A 19,157-nucleotide genomic window follows, 5' to 3' on the forward strand; every position below is an offset into this window, starting at 1 on the left:
CTGGCTTTGAGACTTAATCTCGAAGCCAGTTTTTTTCGTTATACTAAAAGTAGAGAATCGTTGTAAACAACAGGATAAGCAGGGCGCGCAGCAGTTGAATAATAAAGAATGCTTTTTGCTGTTTTTTTAGTTCGATCAGGGCTTCAAATAGAAAGCTCGCGGCTAATACATAGAACATAAGTAGAATAATCCACTGATTTTGGAGCTGGAACAAGCCGATGATGGCAAGAATGACAGCTACTAAAAGAGTACCTAATTGGGCATGCTGGTAGTTCTCATAAGGATGTCTCATAGGTTCACCCTTTTCTATTTAATAATAAAAGTACAAAAACCCGCTGGTGAAGGAGCGGGTTTCCAGTGCAAGGATTTGGTTAGCGCGGGGAGTATTGAGCCATTCCAGGATTGTTTCCATATGGATAGTTGTATTCAATTTCCTCATCGAATGTAATGTAATCTAAGTAAACCATAAGCAGCAGGTAACGTCTTCCGGTCTCAGGATCACTGAGGATGATATGGTCACGACCGGCTGCTTCGATCTGGCCTTTAAATACTTTATCCGTCCATTTTTCGCTGCCTTCGAAGGTCATGTACACGGTTGCTACTTTTCCTTGGTTGAGACGGAGGATGTTTTCCACATAGGACTGCTCTGATGGAAGCATGCCTGAAGGGTTAACTCCAGTAGATTGTCCGCCTACCATTTGACCTTGCTGGTAAGGGTTCCCTTGTGGGGCAGATGGATAGTACTGGAGATAAGGATTAGACGGATAGTACGGATTTGGATTTTGGCCATACATCCCTTGACCAGACGGCTGTTTCTGTTGTGCCAATTGAATCACTCCTCATTCAAATTAATAGACTCGCGGACAATCGGACTGTACAGGCGCATAGAAGCAGTGAGATTTATACCTCCCGACATTCCACTGTCCATACCATTGAGCAGGGCAGCTGCCTTGAGGTTTAAAGAACCAGAGAGAATTGGAGGCAGGATGATAACGCTTGCCGTTAATATTTTTTCGGGCCAGCCGCTTTTCCTGCGAGCGGGCTCTTTGGTAAAAATATCCCTTCTGTGTTGCTTCAAACCCTCCTGGACTCTGGTAGACCATCTGCCTGATTGTATCGATGTCTTTAAAGTCCAGGCACTGGGCCCGGACACGGTTCACTCCGGTATTACCGACCATAAGCATGCCAAGTTTTCCTTCGCCTTCCGCTTCTGCTCTCATTAAGCGGGCCAAAAGGTTCACATCTGCCTCGTTGTAGGATATAACAGCCATGCTGTCACCTCACTTTGTACAGCCATCAAAGGTTGTTCTCTAAACTATATGTAAGCCTACCTGATAGTTATGAATAAAAATTTAGAGGATGACCCACATGGGTCATCCTCTAAGAGATGGTATAAAATTTAGATATGGAGAAATTGGGGAATGGCTTCCGGTTTAAGCAGGTTCCCTACATAAAAGGAGCCAAAATCTCCATAACGCGAGGTGACTTCGTCAAATCGCATTTCGTACACGAGCTTCTTAAACTGGAGAACATCGTGAGCAAATAAAGTCACGCCCCATTCCCAGTCGTCAAAGCCGATAGAACCGGTAATAATCTGGCGGATTTTGCCTGCGTATTGCCGGCCGGTCATGCCATGTGCATACATCAGCTTGGCGCGATCGTCTTTTTCAAGTACATACCAATTATCATTTCCTTGTCTGCGCTTGTCCATCGGGTAAAAGCAGATATGGTTCCATTTCGGAAGAATCGGCTTCAAGCGTGCTTGAATTTCTGGATCTTCTTCATTGGCATTTCCCATGTAATTGGATAATTCGACAACCGATACATAGGAATAAGCAGGCGTCGTGAATTCAGCCAGCTTTGTCTTGTTAAAAGCGGTTTCGATTTCATTTAATTCCTCCATCGTAGGGCGAAGGATCATCATCATAAAATCCGCTTTCTGGCCGACTATCGTATATAAGGCATGGCTGCCTTGCTTGGACTGCTCCGTATCTTCCCATTTTCCAACTAATTCACGAAATTCATGGATCGCCTGCTCACGTTCTTCACTGCTGGCATATTTCCAGGTCGTCCAATCAATCGAACGGAAGTCATGCAGACAATACCATCCATCCATCGTTACAACTGCTTCTGGCATGGCGTGATCGCTCCTTTATCACTAAACTTTTTCCATTTTCAATATAACATAGTTGTGAAAATAGAGCAGTTCAGCCAATTTGAAAGTATTGTGAACAATTTTTTAGGGTAAAGTGAAAATGAAATCGCTTAACGTGAAATTTTTGGTTCGAAGGACTTTTCATTGAACACAAAAGGTCTTATTATATAGTACACAATAGTAAATTGGAGGGAAACCTATGAGCAGCTTATTTGATACGCTGAAGGCCAAAATCAACAATCAAGGCAAGAGAGTCGTATTCCCTGAAGGTTTAGATGAACGAATCCTCACTGCTGTAAGTAAACTTGGTGCAGAAGGCTTAGTGCAACCTGTACTAGTAGGAAATAAAGAAAAAGTGAAACAGAAAGCCTCTGAATGTGGAGTGGATATTTCAACGTCTGAAATTCTTGACCCGGAGAATTATGAAGGCTTTGAAGAAATGACAGCTTCCTTTGTCGATCGAAGGAAAGGGAAAGCTACGGAAGAGCAGGCAAGAGATATTCTTAAAGACGAGAACTATTTCGGAACGATGCTCGTTTATATGAACAAAGCAGACGGGCTTGTGAGCGGTGCCGCTCATTCGACTGCTGACACTGTCCGTCCGGCATTGCAGATTATAAAAACAAAGCCAGGCATTAAAAAAACATCCGGCGTCTTTATCATGGTTCGCGATGAAGAGAAGTATGTGTTCGCGGACTGTGCGATTAATATTTCACCGGACAGCCAGGACTTAGCAGAAATTGCGCTGGCAAGTGCGGACACGGCCAAGTTGTTTAACATTGATCCTAAAATCGCTATGCTCAGCTTTTCAACGCGCGGTTCAGCTAAGTCACCGGAAACGGAAAAAGTGACAGATGCGGTCGCTCTGGCTAAGGAACAGAACGCTGATTTATTGATCGATGGCGAATTTCAGTTTGACGCAGCTTTCGTACCGGAAGTGGCTCAAAAGAAAGCACCGGACTCCCCATTAAACGGAGAAGCTAATACGTTTATCTTCCCGAGTCTTGAAGCAGGGAATATCGGTTATAAAATTGCCCAGCGTTTAGGCAGCTTTGATGCCGTCGGACCGATTCTTCAAGGCTTGAATCAGCCGGTCAACGACCTGTCCCGCGGATGCAACTCCGATGACGTTTACAACCTGGCAATTATCACAGCCGCTCAATCGTTATCCTGAGCTTATAAAACCTTATAATCGAAAAAACGAACTGTTTATTTTAGCCAGACTTAATTAAATGAGCCATATTAAAACACCTTCAAATGGTAAATCATTCACTTCCATTTGGAGGTGTTTTTCATATTTCCCGTACAGAATAGCGCCGCTTCGTCAACATCCTTCGCTATCCGCTGGCACGTCCTCAGCCTCCTCGGAAAGCAACGAACGCTTTCTTCCGGAGTCTTCGGCTCGTGCTGTTCCCGCAGGAGTCTACGGATGTTGGACTACGATTCAAGTTTTCATATACCATTCTATTCTCATGTTCGTATATTTCATACGTGATTAACTAAATAGGCGAGAATAGGCACTCTTATGGCTGCCTGTGAAAACAAGAACAACGCTTTATCAGCTAGAATAAGTTCAGCTAAGTGGCTTGGCGTTCTCTTTAGCTGTTCTCAGCCTATCTTTTCTCAATAATTTAAAGTGATTTTTATCTATTTTAATAGAGTCTTGGACAAAACCAACGCTAGTTCTAGTTGAAGGAGAGCCTTTTTCAAGATTATCAGCTTTCGAGTGGGAAAACGAGGCTCCTGCGGAAAACGGACGAGCCGAGATCCAGCAGCGCGGTTTTTGCGAGGAAGCTCGGGCGTTCGTCCGCGGAAAGCGAAGTGATCTTTACCCCATGGGACATAAAATCATTATGATCTAAAAAAGCACCGGTCATCTATTCAAGATGAGCCAGTGCTTTTTCATTTCTTTGAATCATTTGCTGCAGCCGTTTGTTGAAGTGATCAACTTCTTCGCCTTCAAGCGAGCGGGTGGTCACTTCACCAGACAATTCGTTTAATTTTTCGAGAATCCGGTTGCGGATATCGGCAACCGTAAAGTCTGTTCCGAGCAGTTCATTAAGAGAAGCCATCACATCCGGCTCAATATCCGGGTATTCAAACCGGGTCTCTTCATTCTTTTTGCCAATTTGATAAAATTCTTTTAATAATCGCGCGCGTTCTGCGCCACTTCCAGTGACATCAAGGTAAATCTGGACCGCAGAGCCTTTTTTGACACGCCGCTGGGAAATGCCGGCAAACTTTCTGCCTCGGATGCTTAAATCATACGTGCCGGGGCAGTAGGACTGCGTAATTTCATAGGCTTCAATTTCATTGGTGATATCAGCAAGCAGCAGTTTAATAAAGTCAACCATAGCGTCATAGCCTTCGTAAATATTGACTTCTTTCGAATTTGGAAAGATGAGGGACAAGTTCAGTACGCCTTCATCAAGCACGACGGCAAGTCCGCCGGAATTACGAATAATCACCTGGTTGCCTTTTGAGTTAAGAAATTGAATGCCTTCATCAATATATGGAAGTCTGGCATCGGGAATACCGAGCACGATCGTGTCATGGTGCACCCAAAGCCGGGCTGTGGTCGGGCTGTTATGCTCACCGACAGAAATGGCTAAAGCATCGTCAAACGCAAACGACTGCAAGGCAGAGAACTGAGGTCCAAGACTGCTCTGGTCGATAAAACGATAGCTCTGGGGCTGTAATAATGGATGAATCTTTTTCATAGTCGTTACTCCTTTATATGCGTCAAGGCAAACTCCATTATACCAGAACTTTGCTGTTGCATGAATGATAGACGGAAGGTAAAATAGGCTGCCGGCTGAATCGTCAGCGCTGGTTAGCTTTATTCTTTTAGATTGCTGTCAAGACGTTTTTTTGTCGCAACAGAAGGTATATAATAGAAAAAATGGTGTTAAGAAAGGACAAAAGGATGGCTTATCGTGACGAGAAATTACATGAAGAAAAAGTATTTAAAGATCCCGTTCACCGTTACGTCCACGTCAGGGACCGGGTAATCTGGGATTTAATAGGTACGCCGGAATTCCAGCGCTTAAGGCGGATCAAGCAGCTGGGGACGACGTATTTAACGTTCCATGGGGCTGAGCACAGCCGTTTTAATCATTCGCTGGGCGTTTATGAGATTGTCAGGCGGATTATCGAGAATTTCAAAGACCGCCCGAATTGGAATAATGGCGAACGACTGCTTTGCTTGTGTGCAGCTCTGCTGCACGATTTAGGGCACGGACCGTTTTCCCATTCTTTTGAAAAAGTGTTCAAACTAGACCATGAACATTTCACTCAGGTCATCCTGCTCGGAGATACGCACGTGCATGAAGTTTTAAAAAAAGTGGAGCCTGGCTTTCCTAAAAAAGTGGCTGATGTTATTAATAAGACTTACAGCAATAAGCTCGTCGTCAGTTTAATCTCCAGCCAGATTGACGCTGATCGGATGGATTATCTGCAGCGGGATGCTTACTTTACCGGTGTAAGCTACGGCCACTTTGATATGGAACGAATTCTCCGTGTCATGCGGCCGATGGAAGATCAAGTGGTCATTAAAGAAAGCGGCATGCACGCCGTTGAGGATTATATTATGAGCCGTTATCAAATGTACTGGCAGGTTTATTTTCATCCGGTAACCCGCAGTGCAGAGGTGATCCTCTCCAAAATACTTCACCGGGCTAAAGAGCTTTACGAGGACGGGTACGAATTCAGGCTGGTGCCTGCGCATTTTCTGTCATTTTTCGCAGGCAAGCCGACACTGAAGGAATACTTGGAGCTCGATGAAGCTGTGACGCTCTTTTATTTCCAGTCATGGATGATGGAAGAGGACCCGATCTTAAGTGATTTGTGCGACCGCTTTGTAAACCGACGCCTGTTTAAATACATTGAGTTTAATCCGAATTCCCAGATGAATGAATGGATGGAGCTTTATAAACTGTTTTCAAAAGCCGGACTGAATCCTGATTATTATTTAGTCGTCGATTCAAGCTCTGATCTTCCGTATGATTTTTACCGCCCCGGGGAAGAAGAGGAGCGTCTGCCGATTCACTTGCTGCAGCCGAATCAGGAGTTAAAAGAGCTGTCCAGGCTTTCAGATATCGTTGAATCGATCTCTGGAAAGAAACGAACGGACCACAAGCTCTACGTTCCTCTTGATAAGCTTGAGGAGATGTCGAGCCGGAGCAAAACGAAGAAACGAATTATGGAAATCTTGTATGGATAAGGAGTGGAGCGTGTATTATGCTTGAAAATCATGCTAAATTGATGAGGTTTTTTTCGAGCTCAGACGCCATTGTTGGACGTAAAAAGCTGCAGAAAATGATTTACATACTGAAAAAGTGTGAGATCCCGTTTGAAGAACGCTACCAATTTCATTTTTACGGACCCTATTCAGAAGAGTTGACGCTGAGAGTAGAGGAGATGTGCAACCTCGGCTTTATCAATGAAACTCGTGAAGAGAAGAAAAACTACTACCAATACCGCTATGAGGTGACCGAGGAAGGCAGGGATTTTCTTAAGCACTACACGATCGATCTGCCGCCTTTGGACAAACACATAGAAGCAATGAATGAACGAAGCTCCAAGTTTCTCGAGCTGGTTTCTACGATGCTGTACTTTGAGGAGTATCCAAGGGAAGAAGTAGCCGAGAAGGTTTATCAAGTAAAAAGCAAGCAGAAGTATACCGAGGCAGACTTGGAAGACGGATGGAATTTTATTGAAATGTTACGTCAGATTCATTAAAATGTAATAGAGTGTAAGATATACTGTTATGCAGTATATCTTTTTTTGTTCGATTGTGTCTGATTATTAAAAAAAATTAGAGAAAAAGACACAGGTATAGGGAGATTTATAGTAGAAATGGGGGTCAACAAATGAAAATCATCAAATTTGCCGTCTATTATTTACTTGGCCTGGCAGGGATCCTGTTTATTAGTGCTTCGCCTGCTCTGTTTACAAACGGCAGCTTCTTTGAACTATCATCGTACTTCGCCTCGCTCCAACATCTTTTCACACAAATCGTACAGCCGGACCAGTGGGTCTATCACTTTAAAGGCAGGCCGGTTCCACTGCTTCAATACTTATGGGAGCCCTATACATATTCGATGACGATTTTCTTTTCGGGCATTGTGCTGGGGTTCATTCTCGCCTTACTTCTTTCGCTGGGAACATTTTTTCTTCCCAATTGGGCCAAGCAGCTTGTCGGCCGATTATTGAATGTGCTCGAAGCTGTTCCGGACCTGCTGCTTGCCTTCTGTTTGCAGCTGTTTGTTGTGTGGTTTTATAAACAAACCTCGCTTTTGATTCCGTTTGCTTCTGTAGGGCAGGAAAAAGTGTACATGCTTCCGATCATCGCTATTGCTATTCTGCCGATGGTTTCTCTTTACAAGGTGATGCTGATGCTGATCGATGAAGAGATGACGAAATCATATGTACAAATGGCTAAAAGCAAAGGGATCGAGAAAGGAGACGTGCTCAACGTCCATATTCTCAGGAACGTAGTGAAAAGTGCGTTTTATCACTCCAAAATTATTCTCTGGGCGAGCTTATCCAGCCTGTTAATTATTGAATACATCTTTAATATTCATGGGATTACCGATGCCTTTATTCAAGATTTCACACCCATTGTTTCCGCAGTCATCCTTTTCATGCTGTTCACCCCGTTCTTTGTGCTTTATCAAGGAACTGAGCTGTTTATTTTTAATGACCGCAGCGTGGAACAACACGTGGATTTTAAAATGAACAGCTTTATTGGACAGGGGGCTGTTAAGGCTAATAAAAACAGCTGGAAGCAGGTGCTGAGTGAAGCAGGAGCCCATTTCAAAAATTGGAAATTCCTGCTCGGGTTTACCGTAATTGGCGGCATTCTTGTGACGAGCATTATTTATACCATGACTGCTGATCCTTTAATCGATAAGTATTACCATATCTACAACGATGAGCACCGTCTCGTCTCTGCTGCCCCGCACTCGCCAAAATATGTGTTTCTCGGTACCGATTCGCTTGGTTTCAGTATTTTTGACGAGCTGCTTGCCGGTGCCAAGTACACGATTTTATTTGCTTTTATCATTGCTTTTCTCCGTATGTTTATCGGCTTTGTACTTGCGGTTCCGTTTGCTTTTTTTCTCCCGAACCGCCTGCAGCGAGGTATTGAGAAGCTTGTCGACGGCATGCATTTTCTGCCGCAGACCATTATTGCGTTTATTCTGCTTGCTCCCGTCTTAAGCATGCCGCCCGGGGGATTTACAACGACGATGAGCGAGAGGATTATCTATCAGGGCTTTGTATTAACGCTTGTCGTAGTTCCGCTCATTGTGACGCTGTTTGGCAATGAAATGAAACTGATTATGAGGCAGGAGTTTGTCATGAGTACCAAGATTCTCGGAGGAAGTTCTCTCCATCTGTTATGGAAGCATCTTCTTCCGCACTTAAGTGCCCGCATGGGGATCGTATTTGGCCAGCAATTTATCCAGACACTTTTGATTTTTATTCATTTAGGGGTGTTTTCCTTATTCTTTGGCGGAACGAAGCTGACGCATGGAGGGCTGATGCAGGACCCTCCCAGGTCCATGACCTATGAATGGTCCGGATTGATCGGTTCAGCAAAGAATTCGCTTATGACTGGGCATTGGTGGCTGATCATTCCAGCTCTTGTTTCCTTTATGATTTTAATCCTGTCCATGCAGCTTATTGTTCAAGGGATAAAAGAAGTGCAGCAAAAACGCGTCGGGGTTCCGGTTGAACACACCAACTGGCTGAAAAGGCTGCTGCCACAGCGCTCTAAACCAGGCGTTCAGCCCCATACACCGAAAGAAGGGGATTTTGTTTTTACCCACAGTGAACGTTCAAATACCTTGTAGAAAGAAGGGCTGTTTGTGGGTCGTTTGCTCCGCAATGCAGTTCATCGTAGAAGGAATTAAGAATGTACAGCAGGCAAAAGTAGGAGTTCTAACAGTAGAAAAAAAGCATTGGATAGAACGATTAAAGAAGCGGAGAAGAGGATTAAATACAAAAAATGGCGAATGGACCACCAATGGTTCTGCCTTTGTGAATACTAAAAAACAGGTCACCGCCATGAAAAGGAGTGGGGATAAGTGAAGTGGGATACGATACCAGTGCTGACAACGGAAAACTATCAACTCCGTGGATTGAATATATGTGATGCTCAAGAACTGCTCGCTTTTATGGGAGATAAGGAAACAATGAAATTTATTACGCCTCATCCTGTTGAAACATTGGAAGACATGAATGAGTATATTGAGCAGCGAATTCATCAGTTTTATGGCGAAAAAGAAATTCCGTGGGTCATTATGGATCAGGAAAAGGTCATCGGCTTTTTCCGGCTTCACAAGCTTCATTTCTGGCACAGAAAAGCAGAAATGGGAGCGATCATACATCCGGATCACCAAAATAAAGGCGTGATGAGTGAAGTGTTCGCGTGCATCCTTCCGTTTGTATTTGAAGACCTTGAGTTAAACCGTCTGGTCGGCGACATTTTTTCGGGGAACGCCCATTCCCGCCGCCTGCTCGAGAAATATGGATTCAAGGAAGAGGGAAGGTTTCGGGAAACGGATTTTGACGGCAGTGAATTTCACGATACGGTCGTTTTTTCATTATTAAAACAGGAATTCTCAGCGTTAAACAAACGTTTGATTAAGGAGGGTAAATCCTAATGGAAACGAGTCTTGGACACGTACGTGCCAACGTGAAGAACTTACAGAAAGCAATCGGTTGGTACGAAACTCATTTAGGTTTTAAAGTGGAAGCTTTGTGGCCGCCTGAGAAGCCGAATTATGCTCATTTTGAAAAAGGAAACGGCGCGATCTTTGCGATTATGGAGCATCCGGACTATCCCTCCCCTGGCCGGTTCAATTTTTATATCGACGACGTGAACGAGCTTTGGAAGGAGCTTAAGGCACGAGTAACCGTTGTCGAAGAGCTGTTTGACACGGAATATGGCTCTACAAAGTTTACGATCGCTGATTTAGATGGCAATGAACTAGGTTTTATCCAGGCGTGAAGGCAGACAAAAGACCCTGAGCAATAAGAGAGCTCAGGGTCTTTTGCTGCCTAGCTATGTGTTCAATCGATAAGTCGTTGACCTGCGACACCGTAGTTGCTTTTTGACATTTCCTCAATCACTACAGTCACCGCTGATTTACTAGCGCCCGTTGTTTCCGTTACGGCGTTAGTCACTTCTTCAATTAAGGCTTTTTTCTGTTTGTCTGTGCGCCCTTCCAGCATTTGAACTGTCACAATAGGCATGTCACGACCTCCCCTTTTATATGTATAGATCGATCATTACTTTATTCGCCATGTTCGGCCAAAATCCTTCTTTCGAGACAAAAATTTTCCTGCTGCCCTGCTCTACGCTGAAAACCAGCAAGTGCATATGTTAAAATGAGAACAATAGAAAGGCCAAAAGGAGGACATTGCGAGCATGAAGGAATTTGATCAATTTAAAAATAAAGAAGATCGTGATAAGAAGAAAAACCAGTTTACAATTATTAAAGATGACTCCACGGACGGTCATGGCGGCTATGGGGTCGGTTCCATCAGCCTGGAGAATATGACACCGGTCATTGTTGATCCAAACGAAGGCGAGGCCTTTGTCGATATGGGCGCCCTGCACGCCCGAAGTAAAGTGGAAAAACGCATTAAGTTTCTTTCGGATAAAGCGGAAGTTCCGAATGGCAAGCTTTATTGGATTGGCTGGGTAACCGTGGATTATCGTGAAGGGAATCCTTGTTATTACGGGGTAGCCTGCAGTGAGCTCCGCGTGGACCGTTCAATTAAGCGCGGCTACAAGCGGATGCCTGAGCATGTCAACCATATGGATAAATCGATGAAAGGCCGCTTTGTCGTTGACCATATGGACGATGTTTCAAAGAAAATTTTAGGAGAATACTTGCGTGACTTTAAACCTGAACTTTGGGAAAATACGGCTCAGGAATTAAAAGACTCGTTAGGTGTGCATTAGCACTATTTACCGAATGAATGAAGGCTGTTGGGAGTAATATCCCAGCAGCCTGTTTAACGCTCAATTTCAACTAGATTCCTATAAGTTCATTTAATAATCCTGAAAATTCCAGTTTACGGTTCGCTTCTTTATGGTACAATAAGAACAAACGTTCGTATTAAAGGAGGATCATCTATGGACAGCAGTAATCGTGACCGCGGGTCGATTAAATGGACATCACTAATGCTTCCAGAGCACGTTGAAATGATCAAAAAGCTTTGGAAAGAAGATGAACGCGTGGAGAAAGGGATCATGGATGAACAGAAAGCCATTGAAATTGATTTTATTTTACAGCGCGCCTTGCATGATGACTTAACAGTACGAGTGAAGGTATATAATGGATTTGATTATGATGAAATAGAAATGAAAATGGAATACATCAATAAGATGGATCGGAAAATCTTCGGTGTCGACTGGCTGACGAAGGAAAAAGTGGCTTTTCAGCTTGAGGAAATTTCGGACATTTCGATTGTTTGAAAAAACATGTTCACAAAATGTTCACATCTAATGTTGGAATTTTTAGAATACGTTGCTTGACGACCATCCATTCGTGGTAATATATTAGGTATCACATGGACCATACATGTATTACTAGGACAGAAAAAACGACCGGCACACCACCGGTCGTTTTTTCTGTCTTCTTCCTTAAAAGGAAGTTCTATGTTGAATGTGGTGGAAAAGGAAGAGGGAATATTCCTGCTGGCTAAGAGAAACTATAGGGAAGGGAGAAATACCTTAGCTGAAACAGTGGAGCTTTCCTTTGCACTAGACAAGACTATGAGCCATTAGATAAAAGGATTGCCGATTAAAGAAAAAATCAGAAAGCCTATCTATGGCAAAAAGGGTGGCGGGAAATGTGAGACTCCTGCAGGAGTACAAGACAGGGTGTGGCCCCGCAGGTCGCAGACCGAGGAGACACACCGTCGCCTGCGGAAAGCGAGCGTTTTCCGCCACCCTTTTCACCTCCTCATCCTCAGATTACAAAAAAGGAACTTCCGATTGGAAGTTCCACATTTTTATTTAGAAGAACCAGTCCACAATCCCCTTGAACCATGGATCATGCTTGAACTGCTTCTCAATTTCCTCTTTCAGCTTGCTTTCATTCCCACCACACGTCTCTTTCGGAATATCTTTTTTCTCCAAATAAACAAGCCGTTCCTTCGGACAATTCGGACCAGAAAGCTTACCCGTTTCCGGATCGATATAGACCCCCTTCACCCCGGGAGTAGGGGTAAAAGCAGCGTTAGGAAGCGGTTTATGGATATCTTCCATCGTATCCGCCCATACTTCTTTCGGAATCTGGTGATCAGCTGTTTTCGTGAGCGGCTTGCTGCCATCGTCAAACCCCGTCCATACACCTGTGACGTATTGCGGGCTGAAGCCGATCATCCAGCTGTCGTAATCGGTCGTTCCGGACTTGCCGCCATACATCCGCGTCAGGCGGTTGGCAATGGTCGAGCCGGTAACGCTCATATATCCGTCCAAGGAAGAATCGAACATCCCGGTCATCATGTGAGTGACTTCAAAAGCGCGGTCGGGATCGATTTTATCGTCTTCTTTGTACACAGGCTTGAATTCGTACAGCACATTGTCATGACGGTCAGTAATTTTATCAACCGTATGAGCATGAATGGATTCTGTACCGGCTACCATTCTTCCGTAGGCGCTGACCATATCGTATAAAGAAATCGAAGCAGTCCCGAGAGCCAGAGAAGGCACGGAAGGCAGCTTTCCGGATACGCCAAACGTGTGCAGTGTTTTTACCAGGTTCTCCGGACCGATTTTTAAGTTGGTTTTTACGGCATATATGTTGTCGGATAAAGCGAGCGCTTGGGCCATTGTAATCGCCTTGTCGGCATAGTAGTTGTTGTAGTTCGTCGGAGCATACACCTTGCCATCCTTCAAATCAAAGGTCGTCGGTTTACTAACCTGCATTGTCACGGGAGAAAATCCTTTATCAAGGGCCGCATAATAAAGAAATGGCTTAATGGTTGACCCGACCATCCGCTTTGCTTGAGTTGCCCGGTTGTACGAACTCTCCTCATAATCCCGGCCCCGGCAAGCGCAGTTACTGCACCGGTATGACTGTCCATGACGACAGCAGCTGTCTGGACTTTCGTTTGGTCTGTAATTTCTTTGGACATCGCTTTGTCCAGATCCTTCTGGTGATCCTGTACTAAAGTGGTGTAAATATGATACCCGCCGGTTCTGAGCTCTTCTTTTGAAATGTTCAACAGACCGGCGGCTTCCTTCACGACTTGGTCCTGGAAGTACGGAGCAATATCTTTATGATTGGTTTCTTTTTTCCCAGTATAATTCAGCGAAGCGACCGCAGCATCAGCTTCTTCTGAGGTGTTAATATAGCCGTTTTCCTTCATTTCGGAAAGAACCTTCTCCTGGCGTTCTTCGGCATTCTGTTCATTCGCGAACGGAGAATAATAGCTTGGTCCTTTTGGAATCCCGGCAAGCATAGAAGCTTCCGCAAGATTCAAATCCTGCGCGTGTTTATCAAAATAATAACGGCTGGCAGCCTCGATTCCATAAGCCCCGTGTCCATAATAAATCGTGTTCAAATACCCTTCTAAAATCTCATCTTTTTTATAAAATAATTCCAGCCGCACGGCATAAAGAGCTTCGGTCAGCTTTCTCGACAGCGTTTTGTCCTGGGAAAGGTAGAGATTTTTCGCGTACTGCTGCGTAATCGTACTCGCTCCTTCAACCATGCTCAACGTTTTTAAATCAGTAAGTGCAGCAGAAGCCATCCGCCGCACGTCAAAGCCGAAGTGGTCATAAAACCGGTGGTCTTCAATCGCTAGAGTCGCATCGATGATCGATTCCGGCATGTCCTCTTTTTTGATCCAATACCGTTCTTCGGCCCCATGGTCTTCGCCAATGACCGACCCGTCCTTGCTGTAATAGAGTGTATTCTGCTCAGTCATAAGCGATGGCGGTCCGAGTGCAATGGCGTAGCCCAGCAGCCCGGCAGCAGCAATGGCACCGAGTACAGCTGCGAGCACGGCGAGCTTCAGGCCTCGTTTGGCCCATCTGAATGTAAAACGGATAAATAATATCATGGCTCTATACTCCTGCCTGTAAAGAATTCAATAAGATTGCTATTATTATGGATAAATAGTTAGTAAAATAAACGTATTGTTGCTTTTTACTGGATTAGAAATTATGATTTCTAAGGCTTCATGATTTTACTTAACCGGAAGGGGAATAAAAGATGGCTACATGGTTTACAGAAAAACAGACGGAGAGCTTTGGCATTACTGCTAAAATCAACCGGTCTTTGCATAAAGAACAAACCGATTTTCAAAACCTGGAAATGTTAGAAACCGAAGAGTGGGGCAATATGCTTGTGCTTGATGATATGGTGATGACGACGGAAAAGGATGAATTTGTCTACCATGAAATGATGGCTCACGTTCCGCTGTTCACCCACCCGAGTCCGAAAGAGGTGCTCGTTGTCGGTGGAGGTGATGGCGGTGTGATTCGTGAAGTGCTGAAGCATCCGAGTGTCAAGCAGGCGACGCTTGTTGAGATTGACGGGAAAGTCATAGAATATTCGAAGCAATATCTGCCGAGTATTGCTGGAGCGCTTGAAGATGAGCGGGTGGCCGTAAAAGTCGAAGACGGATTTATGCATATCGCAGAAAGTGAACGGAAATATGATGTGATTATGGTCGATTCAACCGAACCGGTGGGGCCGGCTGTTCAGCTGTTTTCCAAAGGCTTTTATGAAGGAATCGCAAAAGCACTGAAGGAAGATGGCATCTTCGTTGCACAAACGGACAACCCTTGGTTTAAGAGCGATCTGATCCGTCAGGTGTACAGCGATGTAAAAGAAACGTTCCCGATTACAAAAGTGTACACGGCTAATATCCCGACTTATCCAAGTGGTCTGTGGACGTTTACGATGGGAAGCAAAATTTATGACCCCCTTCAAGTGGCTGAAGATCGCTTCCACGACATCGAGACGAACTATTATACGAAAGAGCTGCATACCGCATCCTTTGCGCTGCCGAAATTCGTTAAAGATTTAACGGAGGGTGAAGGGCGATGATTTTTGACCACGGCTATTCCGGAAAAGTCTTTATTATGAGCAGGAAAGAAGAAGAGGACGCCGATGTGGTGATTTATGGTATGCCGATGGACTGGACGGTCAGCTTCCGTCCGGGATCCCGATTCGGTCCTAACCGGATACGCGAAGCCTCGATCGGACTTGAAGAATACAGCCCGTATTTGGACCGGCATTTAGAAGAGGTAAACTATTTTGACGCAGGCGATATGATGCTCCCGTTTGGCAATGCGGAAAAAAGCTTGCAAATCATCGAAGGTTATATCGATTCGCTGCTTGAAAAAGGAAAATTCCCGTTCGGTCTCGGCGGGGAGCATCTCGTTACGTGGCCGGTGCTTCAGGCGATGTACAAAAAGTATCCAGACATGGCTGTCATTCATATTGACGCCCATGCCGACTTGCGTGAGGAATACGAAGGCGAAGTACTTTCCCATTCCACTCCGATGAGAAAAGCCTGCGGGCTGATCGGTGCGGACAACGTCTATTCGTTTGGGATTCGCTCAGGCATGCGTGAGGAGTTCCAGTACGCGAAGACAAGCGGAATGTACATGTCGAAATATGAAGTCGCAGAGCCGCTGAAGGAAGTGCTTCCGGAATTAAGTGGTCGTCCCGTATATGTTACGATCGATATCGATGTACTCGATCCGGCATTTGCTCCGGGTACAGGGACTGCAGAAGCAGGAGGCATCACCTCCAAAGAGCTTTTGGAAGCCATCCATGCGATCTCCCGTTCCAATGTAGAAGTGATCGGAGCAGATTTAGTTGAAGTGGCGCCTGTTTATGATCCGACTGAAAAAACTCCCATCGCTGCCAGTAAATTTGTACGTGAAATGCTTTTAGGCTTTGTGAAATAAATGATAGAATAGAAAAAGTTAATGGTAAAAAAGCCACTGTGATTGGTTTCATAGTGGCTTTTATTCATGAAAAGGAGCGCGTTCATTTGAATAAGAAAATGCTAGCAATCATCGGTTCTTATGCCGTTATTATGGGGCTGTTGTTAATTCTTACCTTCAGCTTTCAATGGAATCCGTCGGGGTACGATTATACGATCGGCGACCAGAGCTTGACCGTGGAAAAAGGTTGGATCAGCCCAGATGAAAATACCATCAATGTCGAAGGGAAGCAGGCAGAGATGCTCCAATTTCTGCTTGCGTTGTCGGTCGAGCGCGAGCATTGGCGGCAGGATGTGACAGTCATCGGGCTGCTGCTGCCGTTTGTGCTCTTTCTATTTTATAAACAGCGGCGCCCCTTTAAAAACCAGGTTTCGTATTCTTGGTATGTGACTATAATACTAGCAATTACAGCCTTGTATGCCGCCTACAGCACATCGGGTCATTTAAAGGAGATCGAGGATATCCGGAGCCAGTTACAGCAGCTGCTCGCATGATGGAAACAGGTCGCGCTTGTGTTTTTTCTTGTGAATTCTTATAATAGATAAGTTAAAGAGTACGTGATGAGGGAGCGATGAACTATGCCGAGCAATGCCACGGATGTCCAGGTCCAGCTCGTGACAGAAATCAGCGATGAAAATCGAAAAGAACAGATGACCATCGAGGAGCCAGGGCAGTTTTTTCAGCGCGGGGATACCCAGGTGCTGACGTTTACGGAGCATCCTGATGAAGGAGAGCCCGTTGATACGATGATTACGGTTAAGCCGAATCATGTCAGTATTAAACGTTCCGGGGGCGTAGACATGCGGCAGGTATTCAATCCTCAAATCGAAACCGAGAATACGTACCGCCATACGTATGGCGTTTTTCATATGAAAACGAAAACCGATCACATCGAGTTTGAGCCGCTTGAAGGGTCAAAGCTCGGCCGTCTGTTCATTAAGTATCAAATGACATTAAACCATGAAGTCATCCAAGCCCATCGCTTGATCGTGACGTTTGAGGAGGAGAGGAAAGCATGAATATCGTTGAAAAAACGGAGCTTAAGCTCAAGGAGGAAATCGTTCGTGCGGTTAAGGCAGCAGGACTGGCAGGTGAGGATGAAATGCCGGCGGTTGTGCTTGAGCAGCCGAAGGATAAAGCTCATGGGGACTACGCGACAAATATGGCCATGCAGCTCGCGCGTATTGCTAAAAAGAATCCTCGTGCCATCGCAGCAGAGCTTGTTGAAGAGTTCGACAAGTCGAAAGCATCGATCGAAAAAATGGAAATCGCCGGTCCCGGCTTTATTAATTTTTACATGAACAATCAATACTTAACGGACCTTGTGCCGGCCATTATTACGGAAAATGATCAATACGGCCGGACCAATACAGGAGGCGGCCACCGGATTCAAGTCGAGTTTGTTTCGGCCAACCCGACAGGGACGCTGCACCTTGGACACGCACGAGGAGCGGCAGTAGGCGATTCTCTCTGCAATGTTCTGGAAGCGGCAGGCTATGAAGTTTCCCGGGAATACTATATTAATGATGCCGGCAACCAGATGGCCAACCTTGCCCTGTCTGTAGAAGCCCGTTACATGCAGGCACTTGGTAAAGAGTGGGCGATGCCGGAGGATGGCTACCACGGACAGGACATCATTGACCTTGGTCAGAAGCTCGCAGACGAAGATGGCAGCAAGTGGGTGGACAAGCCTGAGGAGGAACGGCTCAGCTTCTTCCGTGAATACGGGTTAAAATACGAATTAAATAAGATCAAAACGGACCTGGAAGAGTTCCGTGTTCCGTTTGACGAATGGTTTTCTGAGATGTCCCTGTATGAAGGAGATAGAATCCAGTCCGCATTAAACGTGTTGAAAGAGCAAGGGTATGTTTATGAGAAAGACGATGCCACCTGGTTTGAAACGACGAAATTCGGCGACGATAAAGACCGCGTCCTTATTAAAAATGACGGCACCTATACGTACTTAACGCCGGACATCGCTTACCATAAAAATAAGCTTGACCGGGGCTTTGATACGCTAATTAACATATGGGGCGCCGATCACCACGGATATATTCCAAGGATGAAAGCGGCCATCCAGGCGCTGGGCTACAAGGAAGATACACTCGAAGTTGAAATCATCCAGATGGTCAACCTGTTCCAAAACGGGGAACGCGTAAAGATGAGTAAACGGACCGGGAAAGCCGTAACGCTTAGAGAATTAATGGAAGAAGTTGGAATCGATGCCATGAGGTACTTCTTCTCGATGCGTTCAAGCGATTCGCACCTTGATTTTGATATGGACCTGGCTCGTTCCGAGTCCAATGAAAATCCTGTCTACTACGTCCAGTATGCTCATGCTCGGATTTGCACGATGCTCAAGCAGGCAGAAGAGAAAGGACTCACCGAAGTCGGGGAATTTGACGGAAGCAGGCTTTCTTCCGAAAAAGAAGAGGATCTTTTGAAGCGGCTGGGGGAATTCCCGCAAGTGGTCGCAGAAGCAGCGGGGAACAGAACGCCGCACCGCGTAACGCAGTATGCCTTCGATCTCGCTTCAAATCTCCATAGTTTCTATAACGCGGAGAAAGTGCTCGATCCAGACGAACCTGAGCGGACAGCTTCACGTATTTCCTTGATGAAGGCGGTTCAGATTACACTTTCGAATGCATTAAAAATGATCGGTGTTTCTGCACCAGATCAAATGTAAGTGCATAGGATAACAAAAGGGCGTCTCTGCCAAGCTGGGCAGGGGCGTTCTTTTTTTGTGCTTGATGTAAGAGATTTTTCTGCTAGAATAGAACAGCATTCATATAATATAAACAGCAGAAACCATGAGAGGAGTACCGTTTTTTATGGATAAAATTTTTTTAGCCTTATTAGCCGGCTTGATCGTTGGTGTTCTCTTTGCCGCGTTGAAGCTTCCGATACCTGCTCCCCTGCCTTATCAGGGATCACAGGCATCGTCGGCATTTACCTCGGATTTAAATTGTTCAGCTGGGCGGGACCGATGATCGTTCAGCTGTTTAAATAGCA

22 protein-coding genes and 1 pseudogene are annotated in these 19,157 nt (G+C 45.2%); 15 read left to right on the forward strand and 8 right to left on the reverse strand.

Annotation, left to right across the window (positions count from 1 at the left end; all coding sequences use genetic code 11):
• Nucleotides 1-43: 43 nt before the first annotated feature.
• The 4 genes from MUN89_RS04895 to hemQ form a co-directional block, all read right to left on the reverse strand.
• A complete protein-coding gene (locus tag MUN89_RS04895) occupies nt 44-292 on the reverse strand; it encodes a hypothetical protein (protein ID WP_244711896.1) in 249 nt (82 codons plus the stop codon).
• Nucleotides 293-371: 79 nt separating this feature from the next.
• A complete protein-coding gene (gerQ, locus tag MUN89_RS04900) occupies nt 372-827 on the reverse strand; it encodes a spore coat protein GerQ (RefSeq protein ID WP_244711897.1) in 456 nt (151 codons plus the stop codon).
• 21 nt (nt 828-848) lie between these two features.
• Entirely contained in the window at nt 849-1,271 is a 423-nt protein-coding gene (locus tag MUN89_RS04905; RefSeq protein WP_244711899.1) for a cell wall hydrolase, read from the reverse strand.
• A 128-nt stretch (nt 1,272-1,399) separates the two neighbouring features.
• Nucleotides 1,400-2,137 (reverse strand): hydrogen peroxide-dependent heme synthase, encoded by a 738-nt coding sequence (gene hemQ, locus MUN89_RS04910; RefSeq protein ID WP_244711901.1) that lies wholly within the window; start codon nt 2,135-2,137, stop codon nt 1,400-1,402.
• Between the two features lie 217 nt (nt 2,138-2,354).
• On the opposite strand from hemQ, the gene pta reads away from it, so the two are divergent.
• Nucleotides 2,355-3,329: a phosphate acetyltransferase gene (pta, locus tag MUN89_RS04915; protein WP_244711903.1), complete on the forward strand. Its 975-nt coding sequence runs from the start codon at nt 2,355-2,357 to the stop codon at nt 3,327-3,329.
• A 703-nt stretch (nt 3,330-4,032) separates the two neighbouring features.
• Here the strand turns inward: pta and MUN89_RS04920 are convergent.
• Nucleotides 4,033-4,875, reverse strand: a complete 843-nt coding sequence (locus MUN89_RS04920; protein ID WP_244711904.1) for an octanoyl-[GcvH]:protein N-octanoyltransferase — start codon at nt 4,873-4,875, stop codon at nt 4,033-4,035.
• Nucleotides 4,876-5,081: 206 nt separating this feature from the next.
• Between MUN89_RS04920 and MUN89_RS04925 the strand changes: the two genes are divergently transcribed.
• From MUN89_RS04925 to MUN89_RS04950, 6 genes are all read left to right on the forward strand, one after another.
• Nucleotides 5,082-6,377, forward strand: a complete 1,296-nt coding sequence (locus MUN89_RS04925; protein WP_244711906.1) for an HD domain-containing protein — start codon at nt 5,082-5,084, stop codon at nt 6,375-6,377.
• A gap of 17 nt (nt 6,378-6,394) precedes the next feature.
• Nucleotides 6,395-6,895: a YwgA family protein gene (locus MUN89_RS04930; RefSeq protein ID WP_244711908.1), complete on the forward strand. Its 501-nt coding sequence runs from the start codon at nt 6,395-6,397 to the stop codon at nt 6,893-6,895.
• Between the two features lie 131 nt (nt 6,896-7,026).
• Nucleotides 7,027-9,012: an ABC transporter permease subunit gene (locus tag MUN89_RS04935; RefSeq protein ID WP_244711910.1), complete on the forward strand. Its 1,986-nt coding sequence runs from the start codon at nt 7,027-7,029 to the stop codon at nt 9,010-9,012.
• Between the two features lie 34 nt (nt 9,013-9,046).
• Complete coding sequence (locus tag MUN89_RS04940) at nt 9,047-9,250, forward strand: hypothetical protein (RefSeq protein ID WP_244711912.1); 204 nt, start codon at nt 9,047-9,049, stop codon at nt 9,248-9,250.
• The gene (locus tag MUN89_RS04945; protein ID WP_244711914.1) at nt 9,247-9,825 is read left to right on the forward strand and encodes a GNAT family N-acetyltransferase; all 579 of its coding nucleotides are present in this window, start codon (nt 9,247-9,249) and stop codon (nt 9,823-9,825) included. Before MUN89_RS04940 ends, MUN89_RS04945 begins: the two co-directional genes overlap by 4 nt.
• A complete protein-coding gene (locus tag MUN89_RS04950) occupies nt 9,825-10,172 on the forward strand; it encodes a VOC family protein (RefSeq protein WP_244711915.1) in 348 nt (115 codons plus the stop codon). Before MUN89_RS04945 ends, MUN89_RS04950 begins: the two co-directional genes overlap by 1 nt.
• Nucleotides 10,173-10,234: 62 nt before the next feature.
• On the opposite strand, the gene MUN89_RS04955 is transcribed toward MUN89_RS04950, so the two are convergent.
• Entirely contained in the window at nt 10,235-10,417 is a 183-nt protein-coding gene (locus tag MUN89_RS04955; RefSeq protein ID WP_244711918.1) for a 2-hydroxymuconate tautomerase, read from the reverse strand.
• 175 nt (nt 10,418-10,592) lie between these two features.
• Between MUN89_RS04955 and MUN89_RS04960 the strand changes: the two genes are divergently transcribed.
• Nucleotides 10,593-11,132, forward strand: a complete 540-nt coding sequence (locus MUN89_RS04960) for a YwhD family protein (protein ID WP_244711920.1) — start codon at nt 10,593-10,595, stop codon at nt 11,130-11,132.
• A gap of 174 nt (nt 11,133-11,306) precedes the next feature.
• Nucleotides 11,307-11,648, forward strand: coding sequence for a YolD-like family protein (locus MUN89_RS04965; RefSeq protein WP_244711922.1), 342 nt, complete (start codon nt 11,307-11,309; stop codon nt 11,646-11,648).
• A 543-nt stretch (nt 11,649-12,191) separates the two neighbouring features.
• On the opposite strand, the gene MUN89_RS04970 is transcribed toward MUN89_RS04965, so the two are convergent.
• Together MUN89_RS04970 and MUN89_RS04975 are read right to left on the reverse strand one after the other, a co-directional pair.
• Complete coding sequence (locus tag MUN89_RS04970) at nt 12,192-13,175, reverse strand: penicillin-binding transpeptidase domain-containing protein (RefSeq protein WP_244711923.1); 984 nt, start codon at nt 13,173-13,175, stop codon at nt 12,192-12,194.
• Complete coding sequence (locus tag MUN89_RS04975) at nt 13,109-14,245, reverse strand: transglycosylase domain-containing protein (protein WP_244711925.1); 1,137 nt, start codon at nt 14,243-14,245, stop codon at nt 13,109-13,111. Before MUN89_RS04975 ends, MUN89_RS04970 begins: the two co-directional genes overlap by 67 nt.
• A gap of 152 nt (nt 14,246-14,397) precedes the next feature.
• On the opposite strand from MUN89_RS04975, the gene speE reads away from it, so the two are divergent.
• From speE to MUN89_RS05005, 6 genes and pseudogenes are all read left to right on the forward strand, one after another.
• Complete coding sequence (gene speE, locus MUN89_RS04980; protein ID WP_244711927.1) at nt 14,398-15,237, forward strand: polyamine aminopropyltransferase; 840 nt, start codon at nt 14,398-14,400, stop codon at nt 15,235-15,237.
• A complete protein-coding gene (speB, locus tag MUN89_RS04985; protein ID WP_244711928.1) occupies nt 15,234-16,106 on the forward strand; it encodes an agmatinase in 873 nt (290 codons plus the stop codon). The genes speE and speB overlap by 4 nt, the downstream gene beginning before the upstream one ends.
• An 86-nt stretch (nt 16,107-16,192) precedes the next feature.
• Nucleotides 16,193-16,639, forward strand: a complete 447-nt coding sequence (locus MUN89_RS04990) for a hypothetical protein (RefSeq protein WP_244711930.1) — start codon at nt 16,193-16,195, stop codon at nt 16,637-16,639.
• Nucleotides 16,640-16,723: 84 nt separating this feature from the next.
• Nucleotides 16,724-17,164, forward strand: a complete 441-nt coding sequence (locus tag MUN89_RS04995; protein ID WP_244711932.1) for a YwiB family protein — start codon at nt 16,724-16,726, stop codon at nt 17,162-17,164.
• Entirely contained in the window at nt 17,161-18,831 is a 1,671-nt protein-coding gene (gene argS / locus MUN89_RS05000; protein ID WP_244711934.1) for an arginine--tRNA ligase, read from the forward strand. The genes MUN89_RS04995 and argS overlap by 4 nt, the downstream gene beginning before the upstream one ends.
• 145 nt (nt 18,832-18,976) lie before the next feature.
• Nucleotides 18,977-19,155: pseudogene (locus MUN89_RS05005) on the forward strand (XapX domain-containing protein).
• The last annotated feature ends 2 nt before the right edge of the window (nt 19,156-19,157 follow it).

It is taken from the genome of Halobacillus salinarum (genome assembly GCF_022919095.1).
Taxonomy (GTDB): domain Bacteria; phylum Bacillota; class Bacilli; order Bacillales; family Halobacillaceae; genus Halobacillus_B; species Halobacillus_B salinarum.